Origin of the sequence: Streptomyces minutiscleroticus (genome assembly GCF_014650875.1) — a bacterium.
GTDB lineage: Bacteria > Actinomycetota > Actinomycetes > Streptomycetales > Streptomycetaceae > Streptomyces > Streptomyces minutiscleroticus.
On sequence record NZ_BMVU01000035.1, the window covers coordinates 49,152 to 66,779 of the forward strand.

At 74.1% G+C, this 17,628-nt stretch carries 13 protein-coding genes; 3 read left to right on the forward strand and 10 right to left on the reverse strand.

Annotated elements, in window-relative coordinates:
- Window positions 1-209 precede the first annotated feature (209 nt).
- Window positions 210-2,888, forward strand: a complete 2,679-nt coding sequence (locus IE271_RS27805) for an ATP-binding protein (protein WP_190193197.1) — start codon at window positions 210-212, stop codon at window positions 2,886-2,888.
- A 120-nt stretch (window positions 2,889-3,008) separates the two neighbouring features.
- Here the strand turns inward: IE271_RS27805 and pcaDC are convergent, their stop codons facing one another.
- Genes pcaDC through IE271_RS27840 form a run of 7 tightly spaced genes read right to left on the reverse strand, consistent with a single transcriptional unit; the run spans window position 3,009 to window position 9,487 of the window.
- Window positions 3,009-4,154 (reverse strand): bifunctional 3-oxoadipate enol-lactonase/4-carboxymuconolactone decarboxylase PcaDC, encoded by a 1,146-nt coding sequence (gene pcaDC / locus IE271_RS27810; RefSeq protein WP_190193198.1) that lies wholly within the window; start codon window positions 4,152-4,154, stop codon window positions 3,009-3,011.
- Entirely contained in the window at window positions 4,151-5,485 is a 1,335-nt protein-coding gene (gene pcaB / locus IE271_RS27815; protein WP_190193199.1) for a 3-carboxy-cis,cis-muconate cycloisomerase, read from the reverse strand. The genes pcaDC and pcaB overlap by 4 nt, the downstream gene beginning before the upstream one ends.
- A complete protein-coding gene (gene pcaG, locus IE271_RS27820; RefSeq protein ID WP_190193200.1) occupies window positions 5,482-6,090 on the reverse strand; it encodes a protocatechuate 3,4-dioxygenase subunit alpha in 609 nt (202 codons plus the stop codon). Before pcaG ends, pcaB begins: the two co-directional genes overlap by 4 nt.
- Window positions 6,091-6,095: 5 nt before the next feature.
- Complete coding sequence (pcaH, locus tag IE271_RS27825; protein ID WP_190193201.1) at window positions 6,096-6,869, reverse strand: protocatechuate 3,4-dioxygenase subunit beta; 774 nt, start codon at window positions 6,867-6,869, stop codon at window positions 6,096-6,098.
- A 13-nt stretch (window positions 6,870-6,882) separates the two neighbouring features.
- Complete coding sequence (locus tag IE271_RS27830) at window positions 6,883-8,088, reverse strand: thiolase family protein (protein WP_190193202.1); 1,206 nt, start codon at window positions 8,086-8,088, stop codon at window positions 6,883-6,885.
- Window positions 8,085-8,735 (reverse strand): CoA transferase subunit B, encoded by a 651-nt coding sequence (locus tag IE271_RS27835; protein ID WP_190193203.1) that lies wholly within the window; start codon window positions 8,733-8,735, stop codon window positions 8,085-8,087. The genes IE271_RS27830 and IE271_RS27835 overlap by 4 nt, the downstream gene beginning before the upstream one ends.
- Window positions 8,732-9,487 (reverse strand): CoA transferase subunit A, encoded by a 756-nt coding sequence (locus IE271_RS27840; protein ID WP_190193204.1) that lies wholly within the window; start codon window positions 9,485-9,487, stop codon window positions 8,732-8,734. The genes IE271_RS27835 and IE271_RS27840 overlap by 4 nt, the downstream gene beginning before the upstream one ends.
- 274 nt (window positions 9,488-9,761) lie before the next feature.
- Between IE271_RS27840 and IE271_RS27845 the strand changes: the two genes are divergently transcribed.
- On the forward strand, window positions 9,762-10,226 hold the full coding sequence (locus IE271_RS27845) for a MarR family winged helix-turn-helix transcriptional regulator (RefSeq protein ID WP_190193205.1): 465 nt from the start codon (window positions 9,762-9,764) through the stop codon (window positions 10,224-10,226).
- 65 nt (window positions 10,227-10,291) lie between these two features.
- On the opposite strand, the gene IE271_RS27850 is transcribed toward IE271_RS27845, so the two are convergent.
- From IE271_RS27850 to IE271_RS27860, 3 genes are all read right to left on the reverse strand, one after another.
- Complete coding sequence (locus tag IE271_RS27850) at window positions 10,292-11,347, reverse strand: DUF3048 domain-containing protein (protein ID WP_190193206.1); 1,056 nt, start codon at window positions 11,345-11,347, stop codon at window positions 10,292-10,294.
- Between the two features lie 223 nt (window positions 11,348-11,570).
- The gene (locus IE271_RS27855; protein ID WP_190193233.1) at window positions 11,571-13,769 is read right to left on the reverse strand and encodes an OmpL47-type beta-barrel domain-containing protein; all 2,199 of its coding nucleotides are present in this window, start codon (window positions 13,767-13,769) and stop codon (window positions 11,571-11,573) included.
- Between the two features lie 50 nt (window positions 13,770-13,819).
- On the reverse strand, window positions 13,820-16,345 hold the full coding sequence (locus IE271_RS27860; protein WP_190193207.1) for a ThuA domain-containing protein: 2,526 nt from the start codon (window positions 16,343-16,345) through the stop codon (window positions 13,820-13,822).
- Between the two features lie 196 nt (window positions 16,346-16,541).
- On the opposite strand from IE271_RS27860, the gene IE271_RS27865 reads away from it, so the two are divergent.
- Window positions 16,542-17,597, forward strand: coding sequence for a multicopper oxidase domain-containing protein (locus tag IE271_RS27865; RefSeq protein WP_190193208.1), 1,056 nt, complete (start codon window positions 16,542-16,544; stop codon window positions 17,595-17,597).
- Window positions 17,598-17,628 lie beyond the last annotated feature (31 nt).

A 17,628-nucleotide genomic window follows, 5' to 3' on the forward strand; every position in this document is an offset into this window, starting at 1 on the left:
GTCGCCGCGATCTCGGAAAGTTAGTTTCAGGACAGGGGAGTTGACTGTCAATAACTTTCACACGGGCCGGTCGGCGGCCCGGGGCGTCGCCCCGCGGCGTCCGCCGTCACCCGTGAAGGGAACACTGGTCCGAGCGGGCGCCACCGGAGGGCGTAGGGGACTAGGCTCGATGCCTGTACGTCTTTTGGGCGACCTGGGGAGGTAACGGGATGACGCAGGCACGGCCCGGTCCGTCCGCCGCGGCCTCCCTGTGGGAGCGGGACACCGAGCTCGCCGCCGCCGCGGCGGCGGTCGACGCCCTGTGCGCGGGCACGGCCTCGGGCACGCTGCTGATGTACACGGGCGAGGCGGGCATCGGCAAGACAGCGCTGCTGGCCCGGATCGGCGCCCTGGCCGAGGGCCGCTGCACCGTCTGGTCCGCGCGCGGCGGCGAGACCCTGCGGTCCGTCCCCTTCAACGTCGTGCGGCAGCTGCTCCAGCCCGCCCTCGTCGGACTGCTGCCCGACGAGGCCCGCGACTACCTCGGCGACTGGTACGACATCGCCGGACCCGCCCTCGGCATCACGGAGCCGGGCGAGCGCCACGCCGACCCCCAGGGCGTGTGCGACGGACTGGTCACCGTCGTCCGGCGGCTCGCCCGGCGCGACTGGCCGCTGGTCCTCCTCGTCGACGACGCCCACTGGGCCGACGCCGAGACCCTGCACTGGCTGGCCGCGTTCGCCGAGCGTCTGGAGGAGATGCCCGTCCTGGTCGTGGTGGCCCGCCGCCCCGGGGAGGCCGAGGGCGAGAGCGCCCGCCACCTCGACGCGATCGCCGCCGCGGCCGGTTCGTTCGCCGCCCTGCGGGCCCTGACGCCCGAGGCCACCGCCGGACTGACCCGCGACACGCTCGGCGCGCACGCCGACGACCCGTTCTGCCGCGAGGTCTGGGCGGTCACCGGGGGCAACCCGTACGAGACCGTGGAACTCCTCGCCAAGGTGCAGGACAGCGAGCTCGAACCGGTCGAGGCCGCGGCCGGCGAACTGCGCAACCTGAACCGCTCGGCCCGCGGCCGCGGCCTCGTCGCCCGCCTCGGCAGACTCGGCCCCGACGCCACCCGCTTCGCCTGGGCCGCCGCCGTCCTCGGCACGCAGATCTCCCTCGACCTCGCCGCCGTCCTCGCCGGCCTCGACCGCAACGAGGCGGACCGCTGCGCGGGCCTGCTCACCACCGCCCGCATCCTCACCGCGCCCGACCCCGCGGACCCCGGCCAGGGAGCCGGCGGCGACCTGGAGTTCGTCCACCCGCTCATCGCGGAGGCCGTCTACCGCTCCATCCCCGACGCCCTGCGCACCGCGATGCACGGCCAGGCCGCCTGGGTCGTCACCGAGTCGGGGCGCGGCGCGGCGGCCGCCTCCCGCCACCTCCTCGAGGTCCACCCCGACGACGACCCCGAACTCGTCGAGCAGATGCGCGAGGCCGCCCGCGAGCACCTCGCCGTGGGCGCCCCGGAGGCGGCCCGCCGCTGCCTGGAGCGCGCCCTGCTCGAACCCCCGCGCCCCGACGTGCACGCGCACGTGCTCTACGAGCTGGGCTGCGCCACCCTGCTCACCTCGCCCGCGACCACCATCGGCCACTTACGGGAGGCCCTGGCCCGGGACGGCCTGGACGACGACCAGCGCGTCGACGCCGTCTGCCGGCTCTCCCAGGCCCTGCTCCACAACGACCAGCTGGAGGAGGCCGTCCGCACGGTCGACGAGGAGGCGGCCCGGCACGCGCCGGGACCCGCCCGGATGCGTCTGCAGGCCGTCCACTACATGTGGGAGGGCATCCACGCCGGGGAGGAGGACTCCTCGGGCCGCTCCCGCAGCCTCGCCGCGCTCGCCGGACCGCTCACCGGACGCGACAACTCCGAGCGCGCCCTGCTCATCCTGCGCGCCTTCGACGCCATGATGCGGGGGGAGAACGCCGAGGAGGTCGTCGAGACCGCCGACCGCGCCCTCGTCAACGGACGGCTCGCGCCCGGCCTCGGCTGGACGGACACCGAGTGGAGCTTCGAGCTGCTGATGATGCTCGGCAGCGCGTACATGTTCACCGACCGCCTCGACCGCGCCGAGAGCCTCTTCACGGAGGCCATGCGCACCTACGAGACGGCGGGCTGGAGCGGCGGCCACCTCGCCCTCGCGCACGCCTTCACCGGCTACGTGCACCGCCGGCGCGGGCGGCTCACGGACGCGGAGGCCTTCCTGCGCGAGGCGCTGCGACTCGCCGACCGCGTGGGCCGCGGGCTGCCCATGCACTGGGCCGCGACCTGCATGCTCGTCGACACGCTGCTCGCCCGCGGCCACGTGGAGGAGGCCGAGCGGGTCGCCGCGCGCTACTCCTTCGTCCCGCCCCACCCCTCGACGATCGTGCTGCCCGACACCCACTCCGTGCGCGGCCGGCTGCTGCTCGCCACCGGCCGCACCGAGGAGGGCCTGGAGGAGCTGGAGACCGCGGAGAAGCTGGCCGACCGCCGCGGCGGGCACAACACCGTGATGGCCGCCTGGGCCGGCGACCTCGCCCGCGCCCTCGCCGTCGAGAACCCCGGGCGCGCCGCCTCGCTCGTCGCCGGCCTGCGCGCCCAGGCCGAGCGCCTCGGCACCGACACGGCCGTGGGCGAGGCCCTGCGCTGCGCGGCCGCCCTGGAGACCGGCCGGCGCTCCCTCGCCCTGTACGCGCAGGCCCTCGCCTACCTGGAGGCCTCGCCCAGCGCCTACGAACACGCGGCGGCCCGCGTCGAGTACGGCATCGCGGCCCGCTCCGCCTCCGAACTCGGCCGGGGGCTGACCCTGGCCCGCTCCTGCGGCGCGGACGGCCTGGTGGCACGGGCGCAGGAAGTGCTGGAGAACGGGCGGGGGCTGCGCTAGCGGGCACCGCCGGGCCGTACGGAGGGCGCGACCGGCGAAGTACGGAAGGCCCGTGGCCGGCAGAAACGCTCCTGCCGGCCACGGGCCTCTCGTACCCCCTGCTCCCGCGCTCCGCCGGGTTCACGCGCCGTCCGGCGCCGCGTCCTCCTCCGCGAGGACCCGCTGGGCCACCGCGAACGCCGAGTTCGCCGCCGGGACGCCGCAGTACACCGCCGTCTGGAGCAGGACCGCGCCGATCTCCTCGGGGGTGAGGCCGTTGCGGCGGGCCGCGCGGACGTGCATCGCCAGCTCGTCCAGGTGGCCGTGGGCCACCAGCGCCGTCATCGTGATCATGCTGCGCTCGCGGCGGGCGAGCGTCGGGTCGGTCCAGACCTCGCCCCACGCGTAGCGCGAGATGAAGTCCTGGAAGCGCGCGGTGAAGGGCGTCTGCCGGGACTGGGCGCGGTCCACGTGCGCGTCGCCGAGCACCTGCCGGCGCACCTCCATGCCGCGCCCCGGGTACCCGTCGAAGTGGCCGCGCAGGGCGGCGAGCACGGCCTCCGGGCGCTCGGCGGGCGCGAGGTGCGAGGCGCCGGGGATCTCGGCCAGCGCGGAGCCGGGCACCGCGTCGGCGATCTCGCGCAGGTGGGAGGGCGGGGTCGCCGGGTCCTCGCGGCCCGCGACCAGCAGCGTGGGGACGGTGATCGACGGCAGCCGCTCGCGCAGGTCGAAGGCGGCCAGCGCGTCGCAGCACGCCGCGTACGCCCCGGGGTCCGCCGTGCGGTGGTCCTCGACCAGGCGCGGCACGGTGAAGCCGGGCGTGAACCAGCGGTCGTCGGCGCTCGCCGCGACCGGGGCGAGGCCCTCGCGGCGCACCAGCTCCGCCCGCTCCTCCCAGGGCCTGGCCCCGTTGAAGTGCGCCGAGGAGCAGATCACGGCGAGGCGCTCGATCCGCTCGGGGCGGTGCGCGGCCAGGTGCAGGCCGACCGCGCCGCCGAGCGAGACGCCCGCGTAGGCGAAGCGGCCGATGCCGAGCGAGTCCGCGAGGGCCAGGACGAGGTCCGCGAGGTCGGCGACGGTCGCGCCCGGGCCGATCAGGTCCGCGGGCGAACCGCCGTGCCCGGGCAGGTCCCAGCGCACCACCCGGTGCGCGGCGGACAGTTCGGGCGCGAGGCCGTCCCACAGCGCCAGGGAGGTGCCGAGGGACGGCCCGAGCAGCAGCGGGGGAGCGCTCTCGGGGCCTTCGGCGCGGTGGTGCAGCAGCTTGCCGGTGGGCTGGTCGGTCAACGTCGCTCCAGTGCGCGGTCGGTGAGGGTCGGGGCGGAGCCGGTGTAGCGGGCGGGATCGGTCAGCCCGGCCAGGTCGACGCCGGCGAGTTCGGGCAGGTCCTCCTCGGCCAGCAGCTCGCCCAGCGGACGGCCCTCGGCGTACGTCCGCCGCGCCAGCTCCGTGAGCAGGGACTTGGCGCGGGCGCGGCCCAGCAGCGGCGCCAGCTCGGCGGACAGGCGCTCGGAGACGACCAGGCCGTGGGTGGTGTCCAGGTTCCGGCGCATGGCGCCCGCGTGCACCTTCAGGCCCTCGGTCAGCTCCACCGCGTCGCGGGCCGCGCCGCCGACCAGGCGCAGCAGGTCGCGCAGCGGCTCCCACTCGGCGTGCCAGGCGCCCGCCGGGCGCTCGTCCCCGGCGGTCATCGAGGCGTACAGCGCGGCCGCGAGGTGCGGGGCGCGGCGGGCCGCGGCGGCGATCAGCGTGGACCGCACGGGGTTGGCCTTGTGCGGCATCGCGGAGGAGCCGCCGCCCGAGCCCTCGGCCAGCTCGGCGATCTCGGTGCGGGAGAGCGTGAGGACGTCCGCGGCGACCCTGCCCAGCGCGCCCGCCGCGAAGGCCAGGCAGCCGGCCAGGTCGGCGACCGGTGTGCGCAGCGTGTGCCACGGCAGTTCCGGCGCGGCCAGGCCGAGTTCGCGCGCGTACGCGGCGGGCAGCGCGGTCGCGTCGTCCGCGCCGTACGCCGTGAAGGCGGCCAGGGTGCCCGCGGCCCCGCCGAGCTGGGCGGGCAGCGTCCCGCGCACGGCCCGCACGCGGTCGCGGGCGTCGAGGACCAGCGCGCGCCAGCCCGCCGCCTTCAGCCCGAAGGTCGTCGGCACCGCGTGCTGAGTGAGCGTCCGGCCGGGCATGGCCGTGTCCCGGTGGTCCGCCGCGGTCCGGGCGAGCGCCTGCGCCGTGCGGCCGAGGTCGGCCAGCACGAGGTCGAGCGTGCGCACGGCGACCAGCATCATCGCCGTGTCCACGATGTCCTGGCTGGTCGCGCCCCGGTGCACGTACGGCCCGTACTCCTCGCCGACGGCCGCGGTCAGGTCCGCGACCAGCGGGATCACCGGGTTGCCGCCCTCGCGGGCGCGCAGCGCCAGGTCGCGCGGGTCGAAGCGGGCGGCGTCGGCGGCGGCGGCCACGGCCGGGCCGGCCCCCTCGGGCGCGAGTCCGAGGGAGACCTGCGCGCGGGTGAGCGCCGCCTCCGCGTCGAGCAGCGCCCGCAGGAGGGCGGCGTCGCCCGTCGCGGCCTCGGCGGGGGAGCCCGCCCGCCCGGGGGCGAGCAGGCCGGTGTCGCAGTCGGCTGTCATCGATGGAACTCCAGGAAGACCGTCTCGTTCTCGCCCTGCAGGCGGATGTCGAAACGGTACGTGCCGTTGCCCTCGTCGGCGGCGATCAGCGTGTCGCGGCGCTCCGGCGCCAGCCGGGACAGCAGCGGGTCCGCGGCGAGCGCGGCGTCGTCGCCCGGCAGGTGGATCCGGGTGAACAGATGGGTCAGCAGGCCGCGGGCGAAGACGCAGACGCTGATGTAGGGGGCGTTGCCCCCGCGTGCGCCGGGCCGCAGCGTGTGCGCGTACCAGTGCCCGTTCGCGTCGGTCTGGATGCGGCCGAAGCCGGTGAACTCCACGCCGTTGCGGCCGAGGAAGTCCCCGCTCGCCGGGTCGCGCCGCATCGAGCCGTCGGTGGTGGGCATCCGCCCGTCGGGGCCGGGGCCCCACAGCTCCACGAGGGCGTCCGGCAGCGGCGCGCCCGCGCCGTCCAGCACGTAGCCGTGGACCGTGACGGTGTCGGGGTGGTCGCGGGGCGCGATGTCGTTGCCGCCGCGGAAGGGCAGCGCGTAGCCGTAGAAGGGGCCGACCGTGTGGGAGGGGGTGGGCAGCACGTTCTCCGGGCCGCTGGTGTCGATCTTCGTCATGGCGGTCAGCGACCTTCCTCGATCCAGGTGGCGCCCGGGCCGTCGAGCACGATGTCCCAGTGGTAGCCGAGCGAGAACTCCGGCACCGACAGGCTGTGGTCGTAGGTGGCGACCAGCCGCTGCCGGGCGGCGTCGTCCGTCACGGACTGCAGGATCGGGTCGTAGGGGAACAGCGGGTCGTTCGGGAAGTACATCTGGGTCACGAGCCGCTGCGTGAACGCCGTGCCGAACAGCGAGAAGTGGATGTGGGCCGGGCGCCAGGCGTTGACGTGGTTGCGCCACGGGTACGGGCCGGGCCGGATGGTGGTGAAGCGGTAGAAGCCGTCGTCGTCGGTGAGGGTGCGGCCGACGCCGGTGAAGTTCGGGTCCAGCGGGGCGTCGTGCTGCTCGCGCCGGTGGGCGTAGCGGCCCGCCGAGTTGGCCTGCCAGATCTCGACGAGCTGGCCGCGCACCGGGCGGCCGCCGCGGTCGAGGAGCCGGCCCGAGACGGTGATCCGCTCGCCGACGGGCTCGCCGGTGTGCTGCCGGGTGAGGTCGTTGTCGGTCTCGGTGATGTCCCGCTCCCCGAAGGCGGGGGAGGACAGCTCCACCAGCTCCGGGTCCTTGCTGACGTCGATGGCGACCGGCGGCTGCTTCGGGTGGCGCAGCACCGAGGAGCGGTACGGGGCGTAGTCGCGGCGCGGGTGGTGCTCGACGGGCCCGCCGTCGGCGAGGCGCTTCTCGTACGCGGCGCGCTCGGCCGCGATCTCCGCGTCGATGTCCTGCTGGGTGAGGGTCATGGGAACTCCTGGCCTACCGGCGTTCGAGGACCAGGGCGAGGCCCTGGCCGACGCCGATGCAGAGGGTGGCGACGCCGACGCCGCCGCCCTTGCGGGCGAGCTGGTGGGCGACGGTGCCGGCGAGGCGGGCGCCGGAGGCGCCGAGGGGGTGGCCGAGGGCGATGGCGCCGCCCTGCGGGTTGAGGATCGCGGGGTCGAACTCGGGCCACTCGGCCACGCAGCCCAGCACCTGGGCGGCGAAGGCCTCGTTCAGCTCCAGCACGTCCAGGTCCGCGAAGGACCGGCCGGCCCTGGCCAGCGCCCGCTGCGTCGCCTCCACCGGGGCGAGGCCGAAGTACTGCGGGTCGATGGCGGAGACGCCGGTGGCCGAGACGCGGGCCAGGGGCTCGCGGCCGGTGGCGTCGAGGCCCTCCTCGTCGGTCAGCAGCAGGGCGGCGGCGCCGTCGTTGAGCGGGGAGGCGTTGCCGGCCGTCACCGTGCCCCCTTCCTCGCGGAAGGACGGCTTGAGCCCGGCCATCACCTCCAGGGAGGTGTCGGGCCGCACGGACTCGTCGGCGGCGACGAGGACCGGGCCGCCCTTGCGCCGCGGGATCCCCACCGGCGCGATCTCGGCGTCGAACAGGCCCTCGGCCTGCGCCTTCGCGGCCTTCTGGTGGCTGTGCAGCGCGAACTCGTCCTGCTGCGCGCGGCTGATCCCGTGCTTGTCGGCGATGAGCTCGGCCGACTCGCCCAGCGGGATCGTCCACTGGGGGTCCATCCTCGGGTTCACCATGCGCCAGCCGAGCGTGGTGGAGTACAACTCGGCGTGTCCGGCCGGGAATGGACGGTCGTTCTTGGGCAAGACGTAGGGCGCGCGGGTCATCGACTCGACGCCGCCGGCCAGGGCGATGGACGCGTCGCCGCAGGCGATGGCCCGCGCCGCCTGGATCACCGCCTCGAGGCCCGAGGCGCACAGCCGGTTGACCGTCACGCCCGGCACGGACGTGGGCAGGCCGGCCAGCAGGGCGGCCATCCGGCCGACGTTGCGGTTCTCCTCGCCGGCGCCGTTGGCGTTGCCGAAGTACACGTCCTCGATCCGGGACGGGTCCAGCTCCGGTGTGCGGGCGAGCAGTTCGCGGACGGCGTGCGCGGCCAGGTCGTCCGGGCGCACCGACGCCAGGGCGCCGTTGTAGCGGCCGATCGGGGTGCGCACGGCGTCGACGATGTAGACGTCCTTCACGACCGGACCTCCTCCGGAACGCGGACCGGGGCGGCGGTCCTGGCCACGATCTCCTCGGCGGTGACGCCCGGCGCGCACTCCACCAGCACCAGGCCGTCGCCGGTGACGTCGAGGACGCCGAGGTCGGTGACGACCCGGTCCACGCAGCCCTTGCCGGTCAGCGGCAGCGAGCGCTCCTCGACGATCTTCGCCGAGCCGTCCTTGGCGGTGTGCGTCATCACCACGATCACCCGCCGGGCGCCGTGGACGAGGTCCATCGCGCCGCCGATGCCGGTGACGAGCCTGCCCGGCACCGCCCAGTTCGCCAGGTCGCCCCCGGCGGAGACCTGCATGGCGCCGAGGACGGCGACGTCGATGTGCCCGCCGCGGATCATCGCGAAGGACAGCGCGGAGTCGAAGCAGGCCGCGCCCGGCAGGACCGTGACGGTCTCCTTGCCTGCGTTGATCAGGTCCGGGTCGACCTCCTCCTCGGTCGGGTACGGGCCCGTCCCGAGGATGCCGTTCTCCGACTCCAGCACCACCTCCACGCCCGGCGGGAGGTGGTTCGGGATCAGCGTCGGCAGGCCGATGCCGAGGTTGACGTACTGGCCGTCCCGAAGCTCCAGGGCCGCCCGCGCGGCCATCTCCTGCCTGCTCCAGCCGCTCATGACCGCACCGTCCGCTGCTCGATCCGCTTGTCCGCCGCCTGCTCGGGGGTGAGGGCCACCACCCGCTGCACGAAGATCCCGGGCAGGTGTACCGCGTCCGGGTCCAGCTCGCCGGGCTCCACCACCTCCTCCACCTCGGCGACCGTGATCCGCCCGGCCATCGCGGCCAGCGGGTTGAAGTTGCGGGAGGACTTGCGGAACACCAGGTTCCCGTGCCGGTCGCCGCGGTGGGCGCGCACCAGCGCGAAGTCGGTGCGGATGCCGCGCTCCAGCACGTACTCGGTGCCGTCGAACTCGCGCACCTCCTTGGCCGGCGAGGCCAGGGCGACGCCGCCGGCGCCGTCGTAGCGCCAGGGCAGCCCGCCCTCGGCGACCTGCGTGCCGACCCCGGCCGGGGTGTAGAAGGCGGGGATGCCCGCGCCGCCGGCCCGCAGCCGCTCGGCCAGCGTGCCCTGCGGGATCAGCTCCACCTCCAGCTCGCCGGCCAGGTACTGCCGCGCGAACTCCTTGTTCGCCCCGATGTAGGAGCCGGTCACCCGCGCGATCCGCCCCGCCGCCAGCAGCACCGCCAGGCCGGACTCCATCGCGCCGCAGTTGTTCGAGACCACCGACAAACCGGTCGTGCCCCGCTCGTACAGCGCCTGGATCAGCACGTTCGGCACACCGCTCAGACCGAACCCGCCGACCGCCAGCGACGCGCCGTCCGCCACGTCGGCCACCGCCTCCTCGGCGGTGGCCACCACCTTGTCCATCCGCGAAGCCCCATCTCTCCCGGGTGACCAGCGCCCTGCGTCCCGCGTCCCGTGACCCGAGGGGCCGGGGCCGGAAAATACTCAGCGCACTGATTATTTCTGCGAGGTTCCCCTCACGCTGCCATCAGCCGCCATGACCGTCAAGACCCCAGCTGCAGGCGGTTTCGAAGAGCGGTGCGGAGGCAGACAGGGCGGTGGTACGGGCGCTATCGTTCAGTGCACCTACGAAATCGACCCGTGGACGTCCCCGCGTCCGCGGGACTGAGGAGCGCACATGGCAGCGGTGGACCTCTCCACCCACCCCGGGCACCTGGCCCGGCGGCTGCAGCAGGCGCACTACCTGCTGTGGAACACGATGGTCTCCGAGGAGATCACCTCGCCGCAGTTCGCGGTCCTCAACACGCTCGTCGCCGAGCCCGGCCTCGACCAGCGCACCGTGGGCGAGCGGGTGGGCCTGGACCGGTCCACCATCGCCGAGGTGATCAGCAGGCTCGACCGCCGCGGACTGCTCGACAAGGTCCGCGACCCGCAGGACGGCCGCCGCTCCCTGCTGCGCCCGACCGAGGAAGGGGTGCGCACGCACCGCAGGCTGACCGTGCGCACGGCCCGGATGAACCAGGTCTTCCTGGCCCCGCTGTCGGCCGACGAGCGGACCGTCTTCTTCGACCTGATCCAGCGCGTCGCCGACGCCGCCGAGGGCCTGCGCCACCCGGCGGAGCCGGTCGCGGGCCGGCGCTGACACCGTCCCGCGCGGACGGGGAGCAGCCGGCCGCGCGGACGCCGGCCGCCACCCGGGCGGACGGCTCACCCCTGGGCGAGCACCACCCACACCGGCCCCTCGGCGAAGTTCACCGGCCGCCCGTCCGCCGTCGTGAACCGCGTGCCCTCCGCGGCGCCGGGGCGCCGCCAGCCGACGTCGTAGACGCGCCCGTCGCGCAGCACCTTCGCCGCCCCCGACCCCACGGTCTCCGTGTACGGGGTGAAGCTCCCGCGCGAGTCCTGCAGCTGTGACCTGCGCACCTTCACGTACTGCAGCACGACCGTCGACGCGCCCACGCGCGCGCCGTCCGTCGTCACCGTCGGCGTGCCGTCCATCGACACCAGCCACCGTCGCTTGGCCGCCGACCAGGCGAACGTGAAGCGGGCGGCGGGGAAGCGCACCGTCCGCGTGGCCGCCGGCGTGCCGCCCGCCGGCGCCTTCCCGTACCGGAACCCGGTCGTCAGCGCGTGCGCGCCCGGCGCGGTGCCCATCAGCCGCTGCGGCCGCAGGTAGAGGTTGTGCGGCGACGGCCGGTCCGCGCTGCGGTAGTAGGAGCCGGGAGCGCTCTCGGGCGTCCGTGCCGCGAGCGGCGCCTGCTCGATCAGCCGCGTCACCGCCCGCTGCGCACCCGAGTAGGCGAGCCTCGGCCCGTCGAACTGGCGCAGCAGCTCCAGGTCGGACTCGCGGGCGCTGCGCACCGGGCCGACCGCCTCCGGCAGCATGGTCGCGTACACCGCAAGCAGCCTGCTCAGGCCGCCCTCCACCTGCTCGACGTAGACGACGTCCGCCTTGTCCAGGCCGGTCTGCGGCCTGGCCCCGGCCACGTTGTCGATCTTCACCGCGAGGACCGGCCCCGCGGCGCCCCGCGCCGGTCCGCCGGCGCCCTGCGGGTCCTGCGGGGGGTGCCCGCCGGGCGGCGCGTTCCGCGGGGCGCCCCCGCCGCCGTGCGAGGCCCCCGCGCGGCCGTCGTCCGCCGGGCCCTTCGCCGCGCAGCCCGCCGCGAGGCAGCCCGCCAGCAGGAGGGACAGCACGGCCACCACCGGGGCGCGGCGCCCGCCGCGCCCCGCCCGGTCCGCCGCCCGGACCGTTTCGCTCGTCATGTCGACCATCGCCCACCGCACCCCGTGCTCCCTGAGTGTCCGTTCACCGCGTCGACGGGCGGCATACCCGATCCGGCCAGTGCCGTCCGGTTTCCGTGGGCCGAACGGGGTGCGGACGCGGGCGGACGGGTGAACGGGGCGCCGCGGACGGGGCCGGACGGCGCAGCGGCCGACCCCGGTCCCCCGGGGCCGGCCGCTCGTGGCCGGAGTCGGCCGGAGCCCGTCAAAGCTCCTTGACCCGGACGTCCCGGTACGAGATCACGTCCGAGACGCCGTGCACCTGCAGCCCGATGTAGCCGGAGGCGAAGCGCCGCCCGTCCGTGCCCGGGTCGTCCGCGCGCGGCGGCTCGAAGACCTGGCCGCCGGTGTTGTCGAACTCGTTGATCAGCACGCCGTTGCGGTACACCGAGTAGTGCTGGTCGACCACGCGGATCTCGTAGTCGTTCCAGGTGCCCTTCTGGGTGACGCCCGCACCGGCCAGGCCCACGCGGTCGAAGCCGTAGACCGAGCCGGTCTTGTACATGTCGCCGTCGGGCCGGTCGAACGCCTGGATCTCGTGCCCGTACTTGATGGCGGCCCACTCCGGGCGCGGCTCCTCCGGGTGGTCGTGGACCCACGGGAAGCGGACGAACACGCCGCCGTTGGCGTTCCCGGTGCCCGGCGCGTCGTCCCGCCACTGCAGCTTCAGCGAGAAGTCGCCGAACTTGCGCTCGGGGAACCACAGCATGCCGAGCCCGTCCTTCGACGTGCCGGACGTGATCGAGCCGTCGTCGTTGAGGCGGAAGGAACCGCCGCCCACCTGCTGCCACTTGGCGAACGACTCCTGCGTGCCGTCGAGGATCGGGCGGTAGCCCTCCGTCTGGCCCGGCTTGCCGATGCCCGACTGCTTGGCCGCCTTGGTGACCTGCCGGTGCTCGCGCTTGTCGACCACCCCGTCCTTCTCCAGCCGGTCCAGGACGGTCTCGACGTGCTTGAGGAAGAGCGCGTGGGAGGTCCACTCCCGCTCGTCCTCGATCAGCTCGTTGATCCGGCAGCGGCTGTTCGTCAGCCGGTTGGGCACGCCCGAGTCGACCGTGCCGACGATCACCGTCAGGCGCTCGTCGTACTCCGGGCACGGGGGCGCCGGGACCCCGCCCGCCGCGACCGTGAAGCTCACGGTCCGCGCGGCCGCGGTGTTGCCCGCCTTGTCGACGGCCCGGTACGCCAGCGTGTGCGCGCCCGCGCGGTCCACCACGACGGGCGCGGTGTAGGCGAGGTACGGTCCGCCGTCCAGCGCGTACTCGATGCGGTCCACGCCCGAGCCGCCCTCGTCGGCGGCGGTCACGGTGACCTTGGCGCTGCCGACGTAGGCGCCCGCCGCGTTCCTCGTGCCCTCGACGCTCACGCCGGTCACCGGGGGCGTGGTGTCCTGCGCGGGCGGGGCGACGACGGTGAAGGACACCGACTTCTCGGCGGCCGCGTTGCCGGCCTTGTCGGTGGCCCGGTAGCGCACCGTGTGGTCGCCGGCCGCGTGCACCATCACCGGCACGGTGTACGGCTGCCACGCCCCGGAGGCGCCGAGCGCGTACTCGATCGTGTTGACGCCGGACCCGGTGTCGGAGGCGGAGACGGTGACGGTCGCCATGGAGACGTAGTCGCCGTCGGCGTTCTTCTCACCGGTGACGGTGGCCGAGGTCTCCGGCGGCGTCGTGTCGTCGCTCGACGGGGCCGCCACGGTGAACTCCACCGTCTTCTCGGCGGAGGTGTTGCCCGCCTTGTCCACGGCCCGGTAGCGGATGCTGTGCGCGCCCACCTGGTCGACCACGACCGGCGCGGTGTACGGCTGCCAGGCGCCGTCCGCGCCGACGGCGTACTCGATGCGGTCCACGCCCGAGCCCTCGTCGGTGGCCGCGAGGGTCACCGACGCGGAGCCGACGTACGCGCCGTCCGCGTTCTTCTGCCCCTCCACGGTGGCCGAGGTCCCGGGCGCCTCCGTGTCCTCGCCGCCGGCCTCGGTGACCACCAGGACGCCCTGCATGGACCCGTGGCCCGGGATCGTGCAGTGGTAGCGGTAGCGGCCGGGGGTGAGCGTGACCTCGGCCGTGTGCCGTCCGCCCTGGGCGTCGAAGGGGTTGGCCAGGATGTTCAGCTGGACGTCGTCGTTGTACTCCGGGTCGGAGACGTCGAACGTCAGCGTGTGCGGCATGCCGGTGGTGTTGCCGGTCGCCTCGCTGTTCTCGAAGACGATCGTGGCCGGCCCGGCGACCGCCGTCGCGGGCGCCGAGGTGTACTCGGTGATGTCGTCGCCGGCCGTCCAGGTCAGCGTCTGCGCGGCCGCCCGCTCGGCGCCGGCGCCGCCCGCCGCGTCGTCGGACCGCCCGAAGGCCGCCGTCGACGTCAGGCCGAGCACCATCAGGACGGACGCCAGCAGCGCCGTCCACACCCGTGCGGCTCTTCGCCGCCGGTTCCGTACGCGTGTCCGTGCCACGCCCATCACTCCGCCTTCCTGGCCAGTTGGTCCGCGGCCGGGGTGGGGCCGCCGCCGGTGTAGGTCACGCGCCACAGCGCCGACTTGGCGTCCGAGGTGAAGAAGCCGCGGCCGTAGTCGAGGACGTACAGCGCGCCGTCGGGGCCGAACTTCCAGTCCATGAGGTTCTTGATGCCGTCGTTGCCGATCGGCACGATCCTCTTCAGCGACTCCGAGTGCACCGGGAGGCCGCCGTCCCCGTGCGTCCTCGGGTCGGTGATGACGGCGTTGCGCGGCTGGTCGGCGTCGTAGAGGTCGCCGACGAACCACTTGCCGTCCCAGTACGAGGGCCACTTGACGTCGCTCGCGGCCGCCGCGTCGTAGCGGTAGACGGGGCCGTTCATCGCCGCCTGGCCGCCGCCCTTGAGCCACGGCAGCCGGTACGTCGACTCCTCCTGCTTGTAGGAGGGGACGCCGTTGGCGTCGCGCGGGAAGTCGGGGCCGCCGCCCTGGGGCGAGTACCAGATGTTGTTGCCGGTCACCGGCGGCAGGTTGACCAGGCCGTCGTTGTTCGGCGACTCGTTCTTCGGGTGGTCGCAGTCGTACCAGCCCAGCGGCTTGGTCGGGTCGGGCAGGTTGCGGTCGCGGTAGGGCTGCTTGTTGCCCATGCAGTACGGCCAGCCCCGGTTGCTCGCCTTGGTGATCACCGCGAAGGTGTCGTACTTCGCCGGGCCCCAGGTCGTGGAGGGCGCGGAGGCGTCAGGGCCGACCCAGCCCGCGTACAGGGTGTCGGTCTTCTTGTCGACGGAGATGCGGGCGGGGTTGCGCACGCCCATCACGTAGATCTCGCCGCGCGTCTTGCCGCCGCCCTCGGCGGTCTCCTCGCCGGTGAAGAGGTTCCCCTCGGGCAGCGTGTACGTGCCGTCCGGCTCGGGGTGGATGCGCAGGATCTTGCCGTTGAGGTTGTTGGTGTTGCCGGCCGTGCGGCGCGCGTCCGCGAACGAGACGCCCTTGTAGTTCGGCTGCGGGTTGTTGCCCGAGTACCCGTCGCTGAACTGGCTGGAGTTGTTGTCGCCCGTCGCGATGTACAGGTTGTCCTTCGAGTCCCAGGCCATGCCGCCGCCCGCGTGGCAGCAGCTGTGGATCTGCACCGGCCAGGACAGCAGCACCTTCTCGCTGCCGAGGTCCAGCCTGCCGGTGGCCTCGTCGAAGGTGAAGCGGGAGACGCGGCGCTCGGCCGTGCGCTTGTCCCGGTCGATCTCCGAGTGCGGCGTGTAGTGCAGGTACACCCAGCCGTTGTCCTCGAAGCGCGGGTCGAGCTCGATGCCGAGCAGGCCCTCCTCGACCTTGACCAGCTCGTCGCCGCCGCCCTTGTTGCCGAACACGGTCAGCGATCCGGCGAGCGTGACCTTCTTGGTCCTCGGGTCGTAGACGTGGATCTCGCCCTCGCCCTTGCCGATGTCCGGGTCGTTCCAGTCGGTGACCACGGGCTGGGAGGAGTCCTTGCCGCCCCGCCCGATGTAGAACACGCGGCCGTCGGGTGCGGTGACCAGGCCGTGCGGCTCGCCGATCTGGTCGTTCCTCCCCGCCTGGTTGGGCTGGGTCAGCCGCTCGGCCTTGTAGTTGCCGTAGATGGTGGCCTTGCAGTCGGCCTGCACGAGGCGGGTCGTCCACAGCAGGGCGCCGCGCAGGTGCGTACGGAAGTCCGTCTCGTCGTAGGAGGAGGCGGTGCCGCCCATGCCGGTGTAGAAGGACCGGCCGCCGTCGTAGTCGCGGCACCAGGACACCGGGTGGTCCCAGCCGTTCGCGCCGGTGCCGGGCCTGTACGTCGACTCGCGCACCCGGGCCACGGTGTGCACGTCGCCCGAGGGGTTCGCGGCCCAGTTCAGCCAGCGGTCGGGACGCTTCCACTCGACGGGGAGGTCCTTGGTCGCCGGGTGCTGCCGGTCGCCCACCTCGACGGTCGCGCGCTGCGCCGTCGCGGGGGCGGGGGCGGCGGGCCGGGCGCCGATCAGCCCGGTGAACCAGTCCGAGTAGGGCTCGGCGCGGGCCGCGTCGTGGATGCCGAGGAAGCCGCCGCCGGCCTCCATGTACGCCTCCAGGCCCGCCTCCTGGTCGGGGTCGAGGACGTCCCCGCCGCCGGTCAGGAAGACGACGGAGTTGAAGCGGCCCAGCCTCTTGTCGTCGGTGAAGACCGAGGCGTCGTCCGTGGCCACGACCTCGAAGCGCTGTGCCGCCGGCCCCGACAGGCCGATCCTCTCGATGGCCTCGATGCCGGCGTCGACGACCGGCGACTCCTCGCCGTTCGCCGCGGAGCCGTGGTAGATCAGCACCCGTACGTTCGCGCCGCCGGGGGGCGACTTGATGGACATCGTTGTCAGGGCCGGATCGGACGCCGGGCGCGCGCTCGCGGCGGGGCCCGAGAGGACTCCGCCGGCGACGGCGCCCGCGGCCAGCACGGTGGCCCAGGCTCTGCGCCGTCTCCGGCTCGCTCGCTTCGCTCTGCTCAACCCTCGGACGTACAAGGGCTCTTGATGCGGTGTGGGCCGCATGTGGTCACCCATCCCTCGTCGGTCACAGCAACGGCGCCAAGGAAGCTAGACCTCTTTTCCCGGCTCGCCAATAGCTATGACCGAGGTGGCACCAACTTTGTCCTGACTGTGGATAAACGGTCGCGGTGCCGCTACCGTCGCGGTGGTCCCAGTAGTGCGCTTCCGTGAATTCCATTGCGAAGGTGGGGAGTCCGGCATGGACAGACGCGGCTTCAACCGGCGGATGCTGCTCGGCGGGGCGGCCGTGGCCACGGGCGCGACATCGTTGTCTCTCGCGGCCGCGCCGAACGCGGCACCCGCCGACGCGGCGGCGCCGACGGCACCGGCGGGCGGCGAGGTGCGCCACATCAAGCTGTACGCCGAGGAGTTGTCCGACGGGCGGATGGGCTACGGCTTCGAGAAGGGCAAGGCGTCGGTGCCCGGCCCGCTGATCGAGCTCAACGAGGGCGACACCCTGCACATCGAGTTCGAGAACACCATGGCCGTCGCCGCGAGCCTGCACGTCCACGGCCTGGACTACGAGATCTCCAGCGACGGCACACGGCAGAACAGGAGCCACGTCGAGCCGGGCGGCACCCGCACCTACACCTGGCGCACGCACGCGCCCGGCCGCCGCAAGGACGGCACCTGGCGGGCCGGCAGCGCGGGCTACTGGCACTACCACGACCACGTCGTCGGCACCGACCACGGCACCGGCGGCGTCCGCAAGGGCCTGTACGGCCCGGTGATCGTGCGCCGCAAGGGCGACGTGCTGCCCGACGCCACCCACACGGTCGTCTTCAACGACATGACGATCAACAACCGGGCGCCGCACACCGGTCCGGACTTCGAGGCCACGGTCGGCGACCGCGTCGAGTTCGTCGTGATCACGCACGGCGAGTACTACCACACGTTCCACATGCACGGGCACCGCTGGGCCGACAACCGCACGGGCATGCTCACCGGTCCCGACGACCCCAGCCAGGTGATCGACAACAAGATCACGGGCCCGGCGGACTCCTTCGGCTTCCAGGTGATCGCGGGGGAGGGGGTGGGCGCCGGCGCGTGGATGTACCACTGTCACGTCCAGAGCCACTCCGACATGGGGATGGTCGGCCTGTTCCTGGTGAAGAAGGCGGACGGCACGATCCCCGGGTACGACCCGCACGAGCACGGGCACACGGCGGAGCCGGCGCAGGGGGAGGACGGGAAGGACGGGCCGGAGCGGGCGGAGGGGCAGAAGGAGAAGCGGACGCAGGAGCACGCGCACTGACGCGGGGCGCCGAGCGCAGGCGGTGGCCGGC